The 16,261-nt window shown below is 63.0% G+C and carries 16 protein-coding genes; 6 read left to right on the top strand and 10 right to left on the bottom strand.

The features are described 5' to 3' along the window. Window positions 1–249 precede the first annotated feature (249 nt). Both GJR96_RS00155 and GJR96_RS00160 read right to left on the bottom strand, forming a co-directional pair. On the bottom strand, window positions 250–1,002 hold the full coding sequence (locus GJR96_RS00155; RefSeq protein ID WP_151160892.1) for a mechanosensitive ion channel family protein: 753 nt from the start codon (window positions 1,000–1,002) through the stop codon (window positions 250–252). Window positions 1,003–1,242: 240 nt separating this feature from the next. Continuing rightward, window positions 1,243–1,497, bottom strand: a complete 255-nt coding sequence (locus tag GJR96_RS00160; protein WP_151160893.1) for a hypothetical protein — start codon at window positions 1,495–1,497, stop codon at window positions 1,243–1,245. Between the two features lie 210 nt (window positions 1,498–1,707). Between GJR96_RS00160 and acs the strand changes: the two genes are divergently transcribed. Together acs and GJR96_RS00170 are read left to right on the top strand one after the other, a co-directional pair. Beyond that, complete coding sequence (gene acs / locus GJR96_RS00165) at window positions 1,708–3,801, top strand: acetate--CoA ligase alpha subunit (protein WP_151160895.1); 2,094 nt, start codon at window positions 1,708–1,710, stop codon at window positions 3,799–3,801. A 26-nt stretch (window positions 3,802–3,827) separates the two neighbouring features. Next, window positions 3,828–4,925 carry a phosphotransacetylase family protein gene (locus GJR96_RS00170; protein WP_151160897.1) on the top strand — a complete coding sequence of 366 codons (1,098 nt, stop codon included), beginning with the start codon at window positions 3,828–3,830 and terminating at the stop codon, window positions 4,923–4,925. A 63-nt stretch (window positions 4,926–4,988) separates the two neighbouring features. Here GJR96_RS00170 and GJR96_RS00175 read toward each other — a convergent pair whose 3' ends face one another. From GJR96_RS00175 to GJR96_RS00185, 3 genes are all read right to left on the bottom strand, one after another. Beyond that, window positions 4,989–5,168 carry a hypothetical protein gene (locus GJR96_RS00175; protein ID WP_151160899.1) on the bottom strand — a complete coding sequence of 60 codons (180 nt, stop codon included), beginning with the start codon at window positions 5,166–5,168 and terminating at the stop codon, window positions 4,989–4,991. Window positions 5,169–5,192: 24 nt separating this feature from the next. After that, the gene (locus GJR96_RS00180) at window positions 5,193–6,299 is read right to left on the bottom strand and encodes a M24 family metallopeptidase (protein ID WP_151160901.1); all 1,107 of its coding nucleotides are present in this window, start codon (window positions 6,297–6,299) and stop codon (window positions 5,193–5,195) included. Window positions 6,300–6,383: 84 nt separating this feature from the next. Continuing rightward, window positions 6,384–7,475 (bottom strand): CNNM domain-containing protein, encoded by a 1,092-nt coding sequence (locus GJR96_RS00185; protein WP_151160903.1) that lies wholly within the window; start codon window positions 7,473–7,475, stop codon window positions 6,384–6,386. 131 nt (window positions 7,476–7,606) lie between these two features. On the opposite strand from GJR96_RS00185, the gene GJR96_RS00190 reads away from it, so the two are divergent. After that, window positions 7,607–8,932 (top strand): S8 family peptidase, encoded by a 1,326-nt coding sequence (locus GJR96_RS00190; protein ID WP_151160905.1) that lies wholly within the window; start codon window positions 7,607–7,609, stop codon window positions 8,930–8,932. A gap of 121 nt (window positions 8,933–9,053) precedes the next feature. Continuing rightward, window positions 9,054–10,103 (top strand): DUF7544 domain-containing protein, encoded by a 1,050-nt coding sequence (locus GJR96_RS00195; RefSeq protein ID WP_151160907.1) that lies wholly within the window; start codon window positions 9,054–9,056, stop codon window positions 10,101–10,103. Window positions 10,104–10,132: 29 nt separating this feature from the next. Here the strand turns inward: GJR96_RS00195 and GJR96_RS00200 are convergent, their stop codons facing one another. Further along, window positions 10,133–11,437, bottom strand: a complete 1,305-nt coding sequence (locus GJR96_RS00200; protein ID WP_151160909.1) for an MFS transporter — start codon at window positions 11,435–11,437, stop codon at window positions 10,133–10,135. Window positions 11,438–11,538: 101 nt separating this feature from the next. Between GJR96_RS00200 and GJR96_RS17975 the strand changes: the two genes are divergently transcribed. Continuing rightward, window positions 11,539–11,712, top strand: coding sequence for a hypothetical protein (locus GJR96_RS17975; protein WP_191965784.1), 174 nt, complete (start codon window positions 11,539–11,541; stop codon window positions 11,710–11,712). Window positions 11,713–11,739: 27 nt separating this feature from the next. Continuing rightward, the gene (locus tag GJR96_RS00205) at window positions 11,740–11,970 is read left to right on the top strand and encodes a DUF7543 family protein (protein ID WP_151160911.1); all 231 of its coding nucleotides are present in this window, start codon (window positions 11,740–11,742) and stop codon (window positions 11,968–11,970) included. Between the two features lie 53 nt (window positions 11,971–12,023). On the opposite strand, the gene GJR96_RS00210 is transcribed toward GJR96_RS00205, so the two are convergent. The 4 genes from GJR96_RS00210 to GJR96_RS00225 all read right to left on the bottom strand — a co-directional run bounded on the left by GJR96_RS00210 (window position 12,024) and on the right by GJR96_RS00225 (window position 16,172). Continuing rightward, window positions 12,024–12,812, bottom strand: a complete 789-nt coding sequence (locus GJR96_RS00210; protein WP_151160913.1) for an ABC transporter permease — start codon at window positions 12,810–12,812, stop codon at window positions 12,024–12,026. Beyond that, window positions 12,809–13,834 carry an ABC transporter ATP-binding protein gene (locus tag GJR96_RS00215; RefSeq protein ID WP_151160915.1) on the bottom strand — a complete coding sequence of 342 codons (1,026 nt, stop codon included), beginning with the start codon at window positions 13,832–13,834 and terminating at the stop codon, window positions 12,809–12,811. The genes GJR96_RS00210 and GJR96_RS00215 overlap by 4 nt, the downstream gene beginning before the upstream one ends. After that, window positions 13,831–14,613: a CBS domain-containing protein gene (locus GJR96_RS00220; RefSeq protein ID WP_151160917.1), complete on the bottom strand. Its 783-nt coding sequence runs from the start codon at window positions 14,611–14,613 to the stop codon at window positions 13,831–13,833. The genes GJR96_RS00215 and GJR96_RS00220 overlap by 4 nt, the downstream gene beginning before the upstream one ends. A 101-nt stretch (window positions 14,614–14,714) precedes the next feature. Continuing rightward, window positions 14,715–16,172, bottom strand: coding sequence for a DHHA1 domain-containing protein (locus tag GJR96_RS00225; RefSeq protein ID WP_151160920.1), 1,458 nt, complete (start codon window positions 16,170–16,172; stop codon window positions 14,715–14,717). Window positions 16,173–16,261: the final 89 nt, after the last annotated feature.

The following is a 16,261-nucleotide window of genomic DNA, read 5'->3' on the forward strand; positions in this document are numbered from 1 at the left end:
ACCAGTCGTACTTGACCGAACCGGATAAGTATTATCATATTTTAGATAGAATTCGGTTGGCCTAAATTCGGAGAGCCTAAAATTCGGCCACTACAGGTTTCGTCGCGCCAAAAAATCGACTTAGCCAATTACATTTACAAATTGGTACGATTGCCGTTGGTGGCGACAGTACGAGGAGGCGGTGAGCACTCCCAGCGGTGGCTGAATCGCCGCCATATCCGGGTGAAAAAATATCGAACTGTGGGTCGTTCAGTCGTCTGCGGGAGACGTTCCCTCGGGGGAGTCACTGTCACCGCCCATCGGGGTGACTGGCGACGCGGCGACGGACCGGGCCGAACCCATCCACCGTTCCACGTTGGCGGCGACGTAGTCGCGCGCACCGAAGGCGATTGCCCCACCGACACCGATAGCGAGTGCGGCGGCGAGGCCCCACGCGAACGCCTGTGCGATGGTGAAGAGGATGGCCACGTCGACGCCCATCGTGCTCAGACCGATGACGACGGCGGTGAAGTACAGGAACACCCGCGTCCCGACGGCGAAGATGCTGGTGTACGGTGTCTCGGTCGCCGCACGGGTGCGCGTGATGGCGTCGCCGATGAAGTCAGCGACGACGAACCCGAGGACGATGACGAGCAACCCGGCCACGAACGCCGGCGCGTACGAAGCAGCAGTCGCAATCCACTCGGAGAACAGGTCGACTGCCAGTACGTCGGCAGCGGCGAGGATGGTCAGTGCGTAGACGAACCACCGCCCGAGTGTCCCAAACGCCCGCGATACTGCTGCTTCTGTTCCACCGAGGATGTTTCCAATCGGCGTCGCGAGCACTGCCTTGTCGATTTCGACCCGGTCTGCCAGACCGGTGATTACACGCCCGGCGATTCGTGCGACGAACCACCCGACGATGAGGATGAGAAGCGCACCCAGCAGTCGCGGGAGGAACGCAATCACTTCGTTCGTCAACTGTACGAGTGAGTCGGTCAGTGTGACTTGTAACGGATACATCGCACAGATAACATAGCGCCCTCGACAGTTAGTTAAGTAGCTCCGAAGTATGTATAAAACCCTCAAGTAATCGATACGCTCCGATTTGCTCGACAATCGCTGAAAACGGACAAACCGTCTGCAAACGCGTCGCTGTCGAGATTCTTCGAGATATTGTCGGTCGGAGTGATAGTCTATGGTTCGGACCGGTACGACGTGGTTTAATCTGACCCTCACCCGCCGAGGGGCCGTCCCGGTATTTCATTCCTCAAGTTCGAAGTGCGCGTCCGTCTGTGTGTCTGCGAGTCGACTGAGCGCCGTCGCAATCTGTTCCAACGCGACGACGAGTCTGGCAGTGTACCAGAGCACGACTGTCGTGACGGCCAGAACGACCCACAGGAGTATTTGCTGTGCGATGAGCAGGGCGTACGCCAACGTCAGGAATAAAAAGAGGGCGACGGCGATTCGAGCGCCCATCGTCTGGTGGAGGGGCTTCCTGTCAGTGGAAGGCGACATACCCCGACATTTTCGGGGTGTTCCTATAGGGGTTTTGGGGGTGAATGGTGGGGGTCCAATCGGTGGTCGAACGATAGCTATTTGAGCAGGAATCTCACTGAATAAATCACGAACCATCCTCATTAATTACGCTACTGTAGCGTGCCACCAAAGGCCGTGAGAGCGGTCACACCCCCGAATTTATCAGTCAATGCTGGGTATCACCACGTGATGGGAGAGTTATCCGAGCTGTTCGCGCCGAGCCGTATCGCAGTGGTCGGCGCGACCGAGCGCGAAGGGGCCATTGGTCGGGCGATCATGGACAACCTCATCGAGGACTTCGATGGGGACGTCGTCCCGGTCAACCCCAAGTACGACGAACTGTTCGGCCTCGAGTGTTACGCTGACGTCGGTGAGACGGGTGCCGACCTCGCAGTCATCGTCGTCCCTCCGAAGGTGGTCCTTCCGGCGATGAAGTCCGCCGGCGAGGCTGGAATCGAGAACGCTGTGGTCATCACGGCAGGGTTCGGCGAGACGGGCAGCGAAGGTGCGGCCCGCGAGCAGGAACTCCGTGAAATCGCAGAGAAGTACGACATGAACGTCGTCGGGCCCAACAGTCTGGGTATCATGAACACGGACGTCGGGATGAACGCGACGTTCGGACCCGACATGGCCCTCGACGGCAACATGTCGTTCATGAGTCAGTCGGGCGCGTTCATCACGGCCGTCATCGACTGGGCCAACGACGAAGACATCGGCTTCAAGGACATCGTCTCACTCGGCAACAAGGCGGTCCTCGACGAGGCCGACTTCATCGAGGCGTGGAACGACGACCCCGACACCGAAGTCATCATCGGCTACCTCGAAGGCATCAGTGCGGGCCGCGAGTTCATCGACTCCGCCCGCGACGTGACGAAGGACACGCCTATCGTCCTCGTCAAGTCCGGCAAGACCGACGCCGGTGCGCAGGCGGCGTCCTCGCACACCGGGACGATTGCCGGGTCCGATGCCGCCTACGAGGCAGGTCTGGAACAAGCCGGCGTCATCCGCGCCGAGTCCGTCCAGCACCTCTTCGACACCGCGCGCGTGCTGGGTGACCAACCGCTCCCCGAGAACAAAGACGTGGCCGTCATCACGAACGCCGGTGGCCCGGGTGTCATGACGACCGACGCCATCGGTGAGTCCGACCTCGAGATGGCCGACTTCACCGACGAGACGCTTTCGAACTTCTCCGAGACGCTCCCGCCAGAGGGGAACATATACAACCCCGTCGACATCGTCGGCGACGCCGACAACGAGCGTTTCGAGAACGCACTCGACGTGGCCCTCGCCGACGAGAACGTCGGGAGCGCAATCGTCCTCACGGCCCCGACGGCCGTCCTCGACTACAACCAACTCGCCGAGGACACCGTCGAACTCCAACAGAAGCACGACAAGCCAATCGCGGCCTGTTTCATGGGCGGCGAGCGAGTCGAACCCGCGTCTGACCTGATGAAAGACGCCGGTATCCCGAACTACTTCGATCCCTCGCGCGCCGTCGACGCTCTCGAAGCACTCGCGGAGTACGCCGACATCCGCAAGCGCGAGTACGACGCACCCACCGAATTCGACGTGGACCGCGAGCGTGCCCGTGAGATTCTGGAGACGGTCAAAGAACGCGACGAGACGCGCCTCGGCGTCGAGGCCATGGAACTCCTCGACGCGTACGGCATCGAGACGCCGCAGGGCGAAATCGTCGACGACCCATCCGACGCACTCAGCGTCGCCGAGGAAATCGACGGCAACGTCGTCATGAAAATCGTCAGCCCCGACATCCTCCACAAGTCCGACATCGGCGGCGTCAAAGTCGGTGTCTCCAACGAGGACGTCTACGACGCGTACGAGGACCTCATCACCCGGGCCAAGAACTACCAGCCAGACGCCAACATCCTCGGCGTGCAGGTCCAAGAGATGGTGAACCTCGACGACGGCGTCGAGACCATCGTCGGCATGAACCGCGACCCGCAGTTCGGTCCGCTCATGATGTTCGGTCTCGGTGGCATCTTCGTCGAGATTCTCGAAGACACGACGTTCCGCGTCGCACCGGTCGCCGAGTCCGAAGCCGAGACGATGACGAAGGAAATCGACGCCGCGCCGATGCTCCGCGGGGCCCGCGGTGCCGACCCGGTCGATATCGGCGGCATCACCGAGACTATCCAGCGCCTCTCGCAACTCGTCACGGACTTCCCGGCCATCCTCGAACTCGACATCAATCCGCTCGTCGCACTCCCCGACGGCGTTCAGGCCGTGGACGTTCGCCTGACCGTGGACCCGGACGAACTTTAAACACTTCACCAACCAATCATTCAACAATGAACACGGTACTCGTCACCTCGACCGGAGAAAGCACCGGGAAGACCGCTATCACGCTCGCACTCGGCCTCCTCGCCAAGGAGCGCGGACTGGACGTCGGTTACATGAAGCCGAAAGGGACGCGCCTGCAATCCAGCACCGGGAAAACCCTCGACGAAGACCCGATGCTGGCCCGCGAACTGCTCGGCATCGACGCCGAGATGCACCAACTCGAACCAGTCGTCTACTCCCCGACGTTCATCCAGGGTGCCATCCGCGGCAAGGAGAACAGCGAAGAACTCTCTGAAGTCATCTCGCACCACTTCGAGGATATCTCCGAGGGCAAGGACCTGATGTTCATCGAGGGAGGTGGGTCCTACCGCACCGGCGGCATCGTGGACCTCACGGACGCGGACATCGCCGAACTCCTCGACGCGCAGGTCATCCTCGTCGCCGACTACCAGCACCCGAGTGACCTCGACGACGTGGTCGCCGCCATCGAAGATATCGGGAGCGACCGACTCACTGGCGTCGTCTTCAACCGCGTGAGCGACGCGTCGTACGACGAACTGGAGACCGAAATCGCCCCGTTCCTCGAAGCACGCGGCGTTCCCGTCCTCGGTGTCATCCCGACCGAGAAGGACCTCGCCGGCGTCACCGTGCAGGAACTCGCAGACGAACTCGGCGGCGAACTCGCAACCGACGCTCCCACCGACGCCTTCGTCGAGCGATTCCTCGTCGGCGCGATGGGCGGCGACGCGGCGCTTCGCTACTTCCGCCGCACGAAGAACGCCGCCGTCATCACAGGGGGTGACCGCGCGAACATCCAACGTGCCGCGCTCGAAGCACCGGGCGTCAAGTGTATCATCCTCACCGGCGGCCACCGACCGGTCGGTGCCGTCATCGGCAAGGCCGAACAGAAGGGCGTCCCCGTCCTCCTCGTCAACGGTGACACCCTCTCCGTGACCGACCGCGCAGAAGATATCGTCAGCACGGGGCGCACCCGCGACGAACGCACTGTCGAGCGCATGCGCGGCCTGCTCTACGAACACGCAGACGTTGATGCCATCATCGGCGACATCACGCCCTCGGGCGACGCCGACGAAGACGACGAGTAAGCACCAAACCACGGACGAGACCACGTTTTTTCGGAGCGCGAGACGACGGTCGGTAGCCCCCGCTCACGAATCCGCATCGTGCGCGTTCAGATACTCGTTGATAGCCGTCGGGATGACGACGCCGATGACGATGACCGTTGCGTAGGAGTACAGAAATTGACCAGTCAACTCCTGAACCGCGAATGCGACAGGAAAGGCACCCAGAACGAACCCGAGCGTGACGAGATTTTCGCGGGAGACCATACGCCACACTCGGAGGTCAGGTAATTAACAGTTCCACCCGCGGTCGGTGTCGTTCAGGAGTTCCGCGCCGTCCTCGGTGACGACGACCAAATCCTCGATTCTGACGCCGAACTCGTCCGGGAGGTAGACGCCGGGTTCGATGCTGAAGACGTTGCCAACGTCGAGTTCGCGTTCGCTTTCGGCGACGATGTACGGTTCTTCGTGTACGTCGAGGCCGACACCGTGTCCGGTCCGGTGGATGAACCGGTCGCCGTAGCCTGCGTCTTCGATGACCTCGCGGGCCGCCCGGTCCACGTCGCCCGCGGTGACCCCCGGTTTGACCGCCTCGAACGCGGCGGTTCGGGCCTCTCGGACGAGTTCGTGGACCGTCTCGAACTCGGCGGGTGGGTCGCCGCCGAAGATGAGTGTTCGTGTCTGGTCACTCGGGTAGTGGTCCACGCGTGTCCCGAAGTCGAGCACGACGGGGTCGCCCGACTCGATGATTCGGTCGCCGTAGGTGTGGTGCGGCATCGCCCCGTTCGGTCCCGACCCGACGATTGGACCGAACGCGACGCCTTCGCCGCCTTCTTCGGCGAGTAACCGTTCGATTTCGCCGGCGAGTTCCGTCTCCGTCATGCCGAGACATCGTTCGCCCATCTCGCGGAGACGTTCGACGACACGGTCTGCGACTGCTCCCGCACGGCGAAGTGCGTCGAGTTCCGCGTCGTCTTTGGTCGACCGAAGCGGTGCGACGACTTCGCTTGCGAGGCCGAATTCGGCGTCCGGGAGGACAGTCCGAAGGTCCTGTGTGAACCGCGCCCACATCGTGTCGTCGACGAGGATACGACCCGACCCGAGTTCGAGGTCCGACACGACGCTCCTGACGGCGGCGACCGGGTCGTCGTCGTCGCTCCACGTCTCGACGTTTGCAACCCACGATTCGGCGCGGACCTGCGTCTCGTAGAGTTCCGGGACGAGAAACACTGGCGCGCCCTCGCGGGGGACGAACAAGAAGAGGTGACGCTCAGCGGGTTCCTCGTCGAAACCTGCGAGATAGAGGAGGTTGCGACTGGGGAACGAGACGACGGCCTCCGCACCGGCGTCTGCCAATCGGTCCTGACACGCGCGGGTGCGTCGTTCGAAGGGAGTCATGGCAGTCGGTACGCAGGCCGGCAGAAAAGCGTGGGCGGTCCGGGTCGGCGCGCGAGTAGACCCGACAGATGGGTGGTCGCGCCCTTACGCGCCGAGGTCCAACGGGTCGTACAACTGTCCGGTAATCGACTCGAACGCGTCCGAGGCTGTCACGAGGCCGATAACTTCGTCGGTGTCCGGGTCGCGGACCATCGCCAGTTCTTGGTTTTCCGCTTGGAGACGGTCGATGAGGTCGCTGACAGAGAGGTCTGCTGAGACCGAAAGCGGGGGTGCGGAGATATCTTCGAGCGTTCGGTCGCCCGACTGGAGGCGGTCGATGTTGGCGAGGACTGTCGGTGCGTAGACGACGCCACGAACGTCGTGCAACGTGTCGCCGACGATGGGGAACCGCGAGTGCTGCGGGTTCGTCCGAATCCGGTCGAGGTTCTCGTCGGTCGGTGCGGCAGTCCTGAGTTCGACCACGTCTTCTGCCGGGACCATCACCTGTCGAACCGGTAACGACCCGATTCGGAGGGCGTTGAGGACTTCCTCGCGCCGGTCTTCGGGAAGCGACCCGCGAGCGAGGATGTCGCCCATCTGACTGCGAATCTCTCCGCGACTCAGACGCTCTCCGTTCGTGTCAGACGCTTCGTCACCGTCGATTTCGGCCTCTTGCCACGAGCGAGTGATTTCGACACCGCCGAGCGAGAGCAACCGCTTCGCCAACCAGTCGGCCACGACGATGACGGGATACATGAGTTTCGTCCACGCGTAGAGGAGGGGCGCGGTGTACTTGGCGACGAATCGGGAGCGTTCGACCCCGAGGTACGTCGGCACCTGTTCGCCGAGGACGACGTGGGCGAGATTGATGACCGACAGCGACAGGATGACAGACAACGACGTGTGCGCGCCAGTACCGCCACCGAGGAGGGCCCCGAAGACGGCAGCGACGGCGGGTTCGGCCACGACGCCGAGACCGACACTGGAGATGGTGATACCGACCTGGCACCCGGAGAGGTATATCTCCAGTCGTTCTGTCATCTTCCAGGCGCGTTCGAGGCCACGCGACCCCTCGAACGCCGACTGGTCGAACTGCGGGACGCGAGTCATCGCGAACTCCGAGACGACGAAGAACGCGTTCCCGAGCAACAACACGAGACCACCGACGAGCCGCACCGCAGTCTCGACACCGACCATACTGACCCGACGTTCGAACTCGATGCCCCTGAGGGTGTCGGCTTCGGAACCTGTCGTCCAGTATATGATATTTAAATTCTAACGTGAAATCTGCCATAACAACTATGTCTGCCCCACGAGGGGTTCGTGGTATGCGTCAGCAACCCAGACGTGCCTTCCTGAAGACGAGTGGTGCCCTCCTCGGTGGACTCTTCGCGGGGTCTACCGTCGTCGCCGCCGAGCAATCGGACCGGTTCGTCGTCGAGACAGACGACGTGGCGGGCCTGCAACGTGCGGGTCTCAACGTCGTTCACGACCTCACGGTAGCAGATGTCGCAGTCGTCGAAGGGACCGAAGACGACGTGTCGTCGGTCACTTCGTCGTACGCACCTGATATCGAAGTCAGCCTGAAGGACCCCGACGTGAACGAAACCGCCCCGCAGGAGACCCGCGACGAACCGGGGTACGAGATTCAGTGGGACAAACAGAGCCAGCAGATTCCGCAGGTACACAGCGTCACTCGTGGCGAGGGAACACGCGTCGCCGTCATCGACTCGGGCGTCGCCGCCGACCACCCGGACCTCGAACACGCCGTCAACGAGGACCTGTCGCGGAACTTCACCGACGATGGATTCGGCGCGGGCGTTCCCGCCGGGGGAAGCCACGGAACTCACGTCGCCGGTATCATCGCCTCGAACGACGCCAACGACGAAGGAGTCGTCGGGTCAGCGCCCGGGACCGAAATCGTCGATTGTCGGGTCTTCTCGACGGCACCCGGTGCATCGTTCGCCGATATCCTCGCCGCGGTGGTCTACAGCGCAGCCATCGACTGCGACGCCGCGAACCTGAGCCTCGGTGCCTACCCACTCCCGAGACAGAGTCTCCGCGAGTTCTACGGGAAGGTGCTGAACAGCACGATGACCTACGCGAACAGTCAGGGGACGGTTCTCGTCATCTCCGCCGGTAACGACGCCGCAGACCTCCAACACGACAAGAACTTCATCAGTCTCCCGAACGAGGGCGCACAGGCGTTCAGTGTCGCGGCGACGGGGCCGAAAGGGTACGCGTTCGACGCGGGCGACGCTGAACAGGGACCGAAGAGTCCAGCGTTCTACACCAACTACGGAACGAACGCCATCGATATCGCCGCACCGGGAGGTGACGCGGTTCTCTCCGCAATCGAGTCCCACCCGGATTCGTGGTACTACGACCTCGTGTACAACACCGTCTCGACGCCGAGGTTCAACGGCAGAGGCGACTACACCAGGGCCGAACACGACTACGGGTGGAAGGCGGGGACGTCGATGGCGGCCCCACAGGTCGCCGCCGCCGTCGCCCTCGTGCGGTCGGTCGACCCGGACCTCAGCGCCGACGACGTAAAATCTCGGTTGAAGCGGACCGCCAGTGTCCCCGTGGACTACGACAAGACGTACTACGGGGCCGGCTATCTGGACCCGCTCGCCGCTGTCACCGGGTGAGGCGCGCCGTTCTGGAATCGGTGAAGAGTCGGCCAACCGACCGTCGGTTGCCCGACAACTGACCTCGGGTACACATAAACGGTCGAACACCTTTATCGCCTGAGGCGTCGAATTGTCGCGTATGAGTTGGAAAGCAATCGACGCCCTCGACGACGCCCGTGACGCGACGGGGTCGCTCCTCCTCCCGTTCGACGCCGGACGGTGGGCGCGCCTCGCACTCATCGCCCTCTTCGTCGGTGGAATCGGAAGCGGTGGTGGCGGTGCCGGAAACGCCGGAAACACCGGGGTAACATTCCCCGCAGACGGCACGCCACCGACCAACGTTCCAATCGACTCGCTTCCGGGATTCGTCACACCGGGGAACGTCTTCGCCGCCGTCCTCGTACTGGCGGCCATCGGCATCACGCTCGGCCTCATCTGGTCGTTCATCGGCTCCGTGATGCAGTTCGTCTTCGTCGACGGTGTCATCTCGAAAGACGTGCGCATCCGCAAACCGTTCCGCGAACGCCTCGGCCTCGGACTCAGACTGTTCGTGTTCCAGATTGGCCTCGTCCTCGCCGTCTTACTCCTGCTCGGGCTTCCACTCGCAGCAGTCGTCCTCGGCGGCATCAGCCTCGACGGGTCGGTGTTCCTGCTGGCGATACCGCTCGTCTTCCTCGCACTCTTGGTGTTCTTGGTGCTCGCCATCGCCCTCCAGTTGACGACGGACTTCGTCGTCCCGACGATGATTGCCGAAGACAAGCAGGTCATCGACTCGTGGCGGCGCGTGGTCCCGGTGTTCCGTGCTGAATTCTCCGAGTTCGGCCTCTACATCCTCATCAGGTTCGTCCTCGGCATCCTCGCGAGCATCGCCATCGGTATCGCTGCGGCCCTGCTCTTGCTCGTCGTCGCGATACCGTTCGCCATCGTCGGCGGCGGTATCTTCCTCGCACTCTCCGCAGCAGGCGTCAGCGCGTTCTCCACCGTCGGAGTAGTGTTGCTCGGTGCCGTCGGACTGCTGTTCGTCCTCACCGCAATCGCGGTGAGTGCGCTCGTTCAGATGCCCGTGGTGACGTTCTTCCGGTACTACTCGCTGTTCCTCCTCGGGAGTGCAGACGAGTCGCTGGACCTCGTGTCTAACTTCCGTACCGAAGACGACACTCCGGCACCCGAAGGCCCGACGCCCGCCTGAGAACAGCCCGAAGACCACTCACTCGATTTTTACGCCGTCGTCGCCGCGATGACCTCACGGTTCAGTTGACCTAAGAGGAGCAGAATCGGAATCATCAGCAACCCACCCGCGACGAACGGTGCCCAGAAGGCGATACCCGTGTAGAGGCCGCCTGCGAGGGCCGGCCCGAAGGTCCGTGCGAGACTCCCGGCGCTCTGGGTGAGACCGAAGGCACCTCCTTGTTCGTCGTCGCTCGCGGAACGCGAGACCAGCGTGTTCAACGAGACGTTCGTGAGGGCGTTCCCGAACGACAACGGCGTCATCACGACGAGTAGTGCGACGACGCCCGATGGGAGCGTGGGTCCAACGGGGAGCAGTGTCCCGACGCTGGGAAGGTACGACCCGAACACCGGCGAGAACGGGACTGCCGCGAGCATCACGACCTGAATCGCGGTTCCACCGACCGCCAAGCGGTACTCACCGAACCGGTCGGTCAGCGGGCCGACCAGACCACCTTGGACGATGGCGAGCACCACACCAACGTAGGTGAGGATAATCGCGTTCTCCGTCGCGCCGTATCCGTACTGCTCGTTCGTGAGGAAGATGAACTGACTCTCCAGCGCGGAGAAGGCGAACGAGACGAGGAAGAACGAGGCGACGAGTGCACCGAGGCCGTGAGTCCGAAGCGCCGTCAGGAGTTGCTCGATACGCGATGGTCTCTCCGCCGATGGGTCGCGTTCACCCGGCGGACGCGACTCGGGAAGGACGAAGAACGCCACGACGAGGTTGGTTCCCGTGATGACCGCGGCGGCGAAACTGGGCAACGAGAACTCCGAGACGGGGACCATCGCAGGGAGCACGTCGCGTGCGACGGCCACGACGGTGTCGCTGGCGAAGAACCCGCCGAGTGCCGGACCGAAGACGAATCCGAGGCCGAACGCGGCCCCGAGGAGTCCGAGTCCCTTGGCCCGGTCTTCTGGCGGCGTGATGTCGGCGATGTACGCCTGCGCAGTTGCGATGTTGCCGCCCATCGCCCCAGCGAGCATGCGCGCGGCAAAGAGCACTGCGAGCGACCCCGCGATGCCGAAGAGCGTCCACGCGATGACGCTCCCGGTGAGAGAGAGCAAGAGAACCGGTCGCCGTCCACGGGCGTCGGAAAGTCGACCGAGCAGTGGTGCAGCGAGGAACTGCATCGCGGAGTACGACGCGATGAGCAGACTTCCGACGAACTCCGTCGCGCCGAACGAGAGCGCGTACAGCGGAATCACTGGGATGAGGATTCCGAACCCCAGCAGGTCGACGAAGACGATGAAGAAGACCACGCCGAGGGCCCGTCGCGGGTTGTCGACAGTCATTATCTTCCTCTTGGATGGTCAGCAGAAAACCACTCCGATAATGCCGTCGAACATACAGTAAGCGGTGATTAATTAATACACTGACACTCGTGGTGCCCAGTATGGCCTTCGAGTGGGTATCGTACTTCACGTGCAACAACTGTGGGCTCGAAAAGCCGTCGCCTGAGGTCCCCTACGACCACCTCGGCTACGCTGTGTGCCCCGCCTGCGGCGTCGAGACGAGACCATCCGGTGTCGAACCCGCGAGTGTTCCGACACTCGCAGATGGGTACTGACTTCGGCCCCGAGTACGTGGCCAGCGTATGAGTTGGACGGAAGTCCGCAACGACGAGCGTATCGTGGAGTGGGAACGGAGCGACGGTCACGCGACCCTTCGCCTTCGGCGCGGCCCGAACGCGTGGCACGTCAGATACGACCGACTCCACCAGTCGCCGGAGGGCCGTGGCTACGAGAGTCGCCGTTTCGACGACGAAGACGCCGCCCGGGCGACGCTCGCCGAGTGGAAAGACGAGTACGACGTCGACGAACCCTGACCGGACGCCGCCAGCGTCGAGCATTCTCGCAGTGAGACGGTGTTTTCACACGTTCAGTAGTGTCCGAGGACGCCTCGTCGTCGCGCACGACGCGTCAACACGGAGAAGACAGCGTATCCGACGACGGCGTATCCAACGCCGACACCGACGAGGACGGCGACGTCGGCCGGCGGAAACTCCCAGAGTCTGACGCCGCCGGTCATCGCTCGCTGTAACATGAAACTCCCCTGTGCGAGTGGCAGCACCTTGAGCAACGGTGCTTGCTCTACGGGCGCGGCCGCGAGTCCGATGAATCCGAACTGAAGCAGGCCGAAGATGCTGTTGACGCGCTTGTAGAGAAGTGCCAGACCTGCCATCACGAATCCGACGCCGACCACCGACGCGAGCGCGAAGACGCCAACGGGAACCACGGTCAGCAGGTCGATAGCGAGCGTTCGACCGGTCGTCACGAGCATCAACACGAGCGTCGCACCGCCCCAGAGGAAGCTAAACGCGACGTTTACGACCGTCTTGGCGGCCATCACGCGACCGAATCCGAGCGGTGCCATGTAGAGTTGTTCGAGGGTACCCCACTGGGCTTCGGTCATGACGTTACCCGCGAGGTCCTGATACGCCGAGAAGGCCATCGTCACGAGGAAGTACCCGACGATGAGCGAGTCGAGCGAGTCGTCGAACGCGGGGCCGGCGACGGCACGCCCGCCGAAGAAGATGAGCGCGAAGAACACGTAGATTGCGAGCAGTCCGCCGACCGTGTTCACAGGGTAGCGCCTGAGCAAGATGTACTGTTTCCGTGCGACCTCACGGAGGAGAATCACCATCTCGCGCGCCGTGGCGGTTCTCATCGGTCTTCGCCGCCGGTCAACTGCAAGAACGCTTCTGTCAGGTCGGGTTCGACCGTGTTCACCGAGACGAGACGGCCTCCGTCCGCGACGAACCGCGCGGCCAATTCGGGTACGTCGTTCGCGTCGTCCAGTGCGACGAGGACGCGCGTCCGGTCGCCGTTCGTCTCCCACGATTCGACGGTGTAGTCGGTCCGAATAGTACGTTCCGTCGCGGCCGAGAGTGGCCCATCGACGACGACCCGGACCGCACTCGTCCGGAACAGTTCCACGAGCGACGTGACGTCGTCGTCGGCGACGAGACGGCCGTGGTTCACGACGAGGACGCGGTCACACAGGTCTTCGACGACGCTCATGTCGTGGCTGGTGAGGACGACAGTCAGTCCCCGGTCGTCGGCCAGTCGTCGAAGTTCACGGCGTAAGTCGACCGAACTCTCCACGTCGAGTCCGAGCGTCGGTTCGTCGAGAAACGCGACGTCAACGTCGCGGGCGAGGGCACACGCGAGGGCAACTTTCTGTTTCATCCCCCGCGAGAGTTCGTTCACCACGTCGTCGGCCCTGTCGAGGAGGCCAAGTTGGTCCAAGAGGGCATCGTGGCGTGCGCGAACCGCCGGGTCGCGGACGTCCTCGCCCGCGAGGCCAGCGAAGAACGCGAGGTTCTCACGGACAGTCAATCGCCAGTAGACGTTCCGAGCGCCCTCCAGTGTGGCACCGAGGCGTCGATACGCCCGCGCCGGGTGGGCGTGAACGTCGATGCCACAGACGCGGACGGTTCCATCCGAGGGGACGAGCAGTCCGAGCATCGCCTTCAGCATCGTCGTCTTTCCCGCCCCATTGGGCCCCAGAACGCCGAGAATCGTTCCCTGTTCGACCGAAAACGAGACGTCGTCGACGGCGGTCACGTCGGCGTATCGTTTGGTGAGCGTCGAAACCTCGATGACCGGTGGGGCGGTGCGTTCGTCGTGGCTGACACTCCGGGTGACCGGTGTCTCCCGTGCCGCGTTTGGTGCGGCGGGAGTGCTCATTGGAGTCGCCGAGTCGACTCGACGAGTGGGTGTCGGGCGTAGTCGACGATGTCGATGTCGTCGATAGAGTGCAGGCCTTCCTTCTCGGCGGTGCGTTGCATCCCGAGTTCCACGGGGTCGTCGATGACGATGACGTAGGCGTCCATCTCTTCCATGTCGATACGGTCCGCCGCCAGTGCACGGTGGTGGCCGTCAGCCAAGAGAAGCGTGCCGTTGTTGTCGATGACGACCAGCGGTTCTGCGAGGCCACGTTCGAGTTCGTAGGTTCTCCCTTCTAACTCGTCGGCGTAGACGCGCGCTTGCGTCGGAATGAGAGTCGAGATGGTGACTGTCCGTCGTTCCTGGTGGACGGTGATACCGTGAATCTGTTCGAGCGTCCGCATGAGTTTCCCGACTTTCTCGGGCGTCGCGCGCTCGATTTGGCTTCGAATCACATCCGTGTTCGAGATGATACCCACGAGGTTGCCCGCGTCGTCCACGACGGGCAGTTTCTGGATACCCGAGCGAAGGATGACCCGGGCAGCGTCGTTCACGTCCATCTCGGGATGGGCGACGACGAGGTCTGTCGCCATCACCGCCTCGATGGCCTCGTCGTCGCTCGCGAGGAGGATATCGCGGGCCGTGACGAAGCCTTCGACCTTGCGGCCTTCACAGACGGGGAACCCGTTGTGGCCGTCGCTCTCGGCGATACGACGGGCCACGTCTGCGACCGTGTTACTCGGAGAGACGGTCTGGACCTCGCGAGTCATGTACTCCTTGACGGTCGCTTTGGTACTCATCCCTCCGAGGTAGGGCGACCGTCGGCAAAAACGTGGTGGGGGAAACTGTACCGAGGCACCGTCCGACGTGTCGGTCACCGGTCCGTCACGGGAGAATGCGGTCACTTGTCCAGTGGGTATTCGAACGTGACGTCCACGTCCAGACGCGGCGTCGACGGGGCGTGTTCGAGCGTCTCGAAGAGGCGACCAGCGACGATGTCCGTGACGATAGTCGCGAGTGACTCTCGTGAGTCGTCACCCACGTCGTCCAAGATACCGAGCGGAATCTGCGCCCCCGCCATGTCTGCGTGTCCACCGGCGCTGCCAATCGGGGAAAGTGCGTCGCGGAACATCTCTCCGAGGTCGACGCGCCCGCCGTGTGCGCGCCCAGAGACGTACACGGTTCCGTCCATCAACCCGTAGACGACGCTCACGTCCACGCCATCCATCCCCAGGAGGTAGTCGGCCGCCTGCGCCAACGCGTCTCGCTCGCGGATGTCGCCGACGTTCGACGTGAGAACCTCGCCACGAACGTCCCTGTTGGCGATGCTGCGCGCGAGTGTCTCCATCGTATCGGAGGTCATACTCGGCGTCTCGACCCGTGCCAAGAGGTCGGTATCGACGTGGGGAAAGAGGTACGCGGCGGCCTCGAAGTCGGCAGTCGAAACCTCGCGAGTGAAGTCGTTGGTATCGACCTGTATCCCGAACAAGAGCGCGGTTGCGACCTGTGTGTCGGGGACGATGCCGAGTCGCCGGAGGTACTCAGTGAGGAGCGTACTCGTCGCACCGACGCCACTCCTGAGGTCGACGTACCTCGCTTCGACCGGTGCTCGCGGTGGGTGGTGGTCGACGACGATATCTATCGTCGTGTCGGTGGGCAAACGGTCGTTGACGCCCGGCCGCGAGTGGTCGACGAGGGCGAACCCGGCGTACTCGTCCGGTTCCGGAGCACCGTCGAGCACGCGGAGGTTGAGGTCGAGGAGGTTCACCAACGCCCGGTTCTCCTGATGAGAAATATCCCCGAAGTAACACACGTCGGACTCAACGTTCGCCCGTTTCGCAATCGCTTGGAGAGCTAACCCCGACGCGATGGCGTCGGGGTCCGGGTTGTCGTGCATGACGACTGCGAGTCGGCCGTCGAGACTCCGGAGGACCCGCATCAAGCGATTGAGGCGTTCACTGTGTGACGACCCGACGGCGTCGTAGATGCGGTCTGCGACGAGTCGGGTCGGGTCGATGGTCTCGTCGGCGATACGTTCGATATCCGCACGACTCGACTCACTGGCGTCTGTTCCGAGATAGACGACGAGTGACGCGTCGGGAAAGTGGCCGCGTGCCGTCCGTGCCACGTCGCGGTTCTCGTCTGTCGAGTCACCTCCGACGATGACCACGTCGGCGTATTCCGGGTAGTTCGTCGGATCGTTCGGGTCGCCTGCCGTCGCTGCGACGCCGTCGGCACGGAAGTCTTCGGCACGGCCTTTCCTGTCGGTGACGACCACGACCGACCCCGGCCTGTCAGCGAGTGTCTCGATAAATGACCCTTCGAGGCCCCCGCACCCGAGAACCAGGCGACGTACCATACTAACAGGGTCGTCATCCGGCCGCAAAACCCTACCGTCATCCGATTCGGCGATGATATTATGTTATGTCACTACATGACACACAATAG

It is taken from the genome of Haloferax litoreum (assembly GCF_009674605.1).
GTDB lineage: Archaea > Halobacteriota > Halobacteria > Halobacteriales > Haloferacaceae > Haloferax > Haloferax litoreum.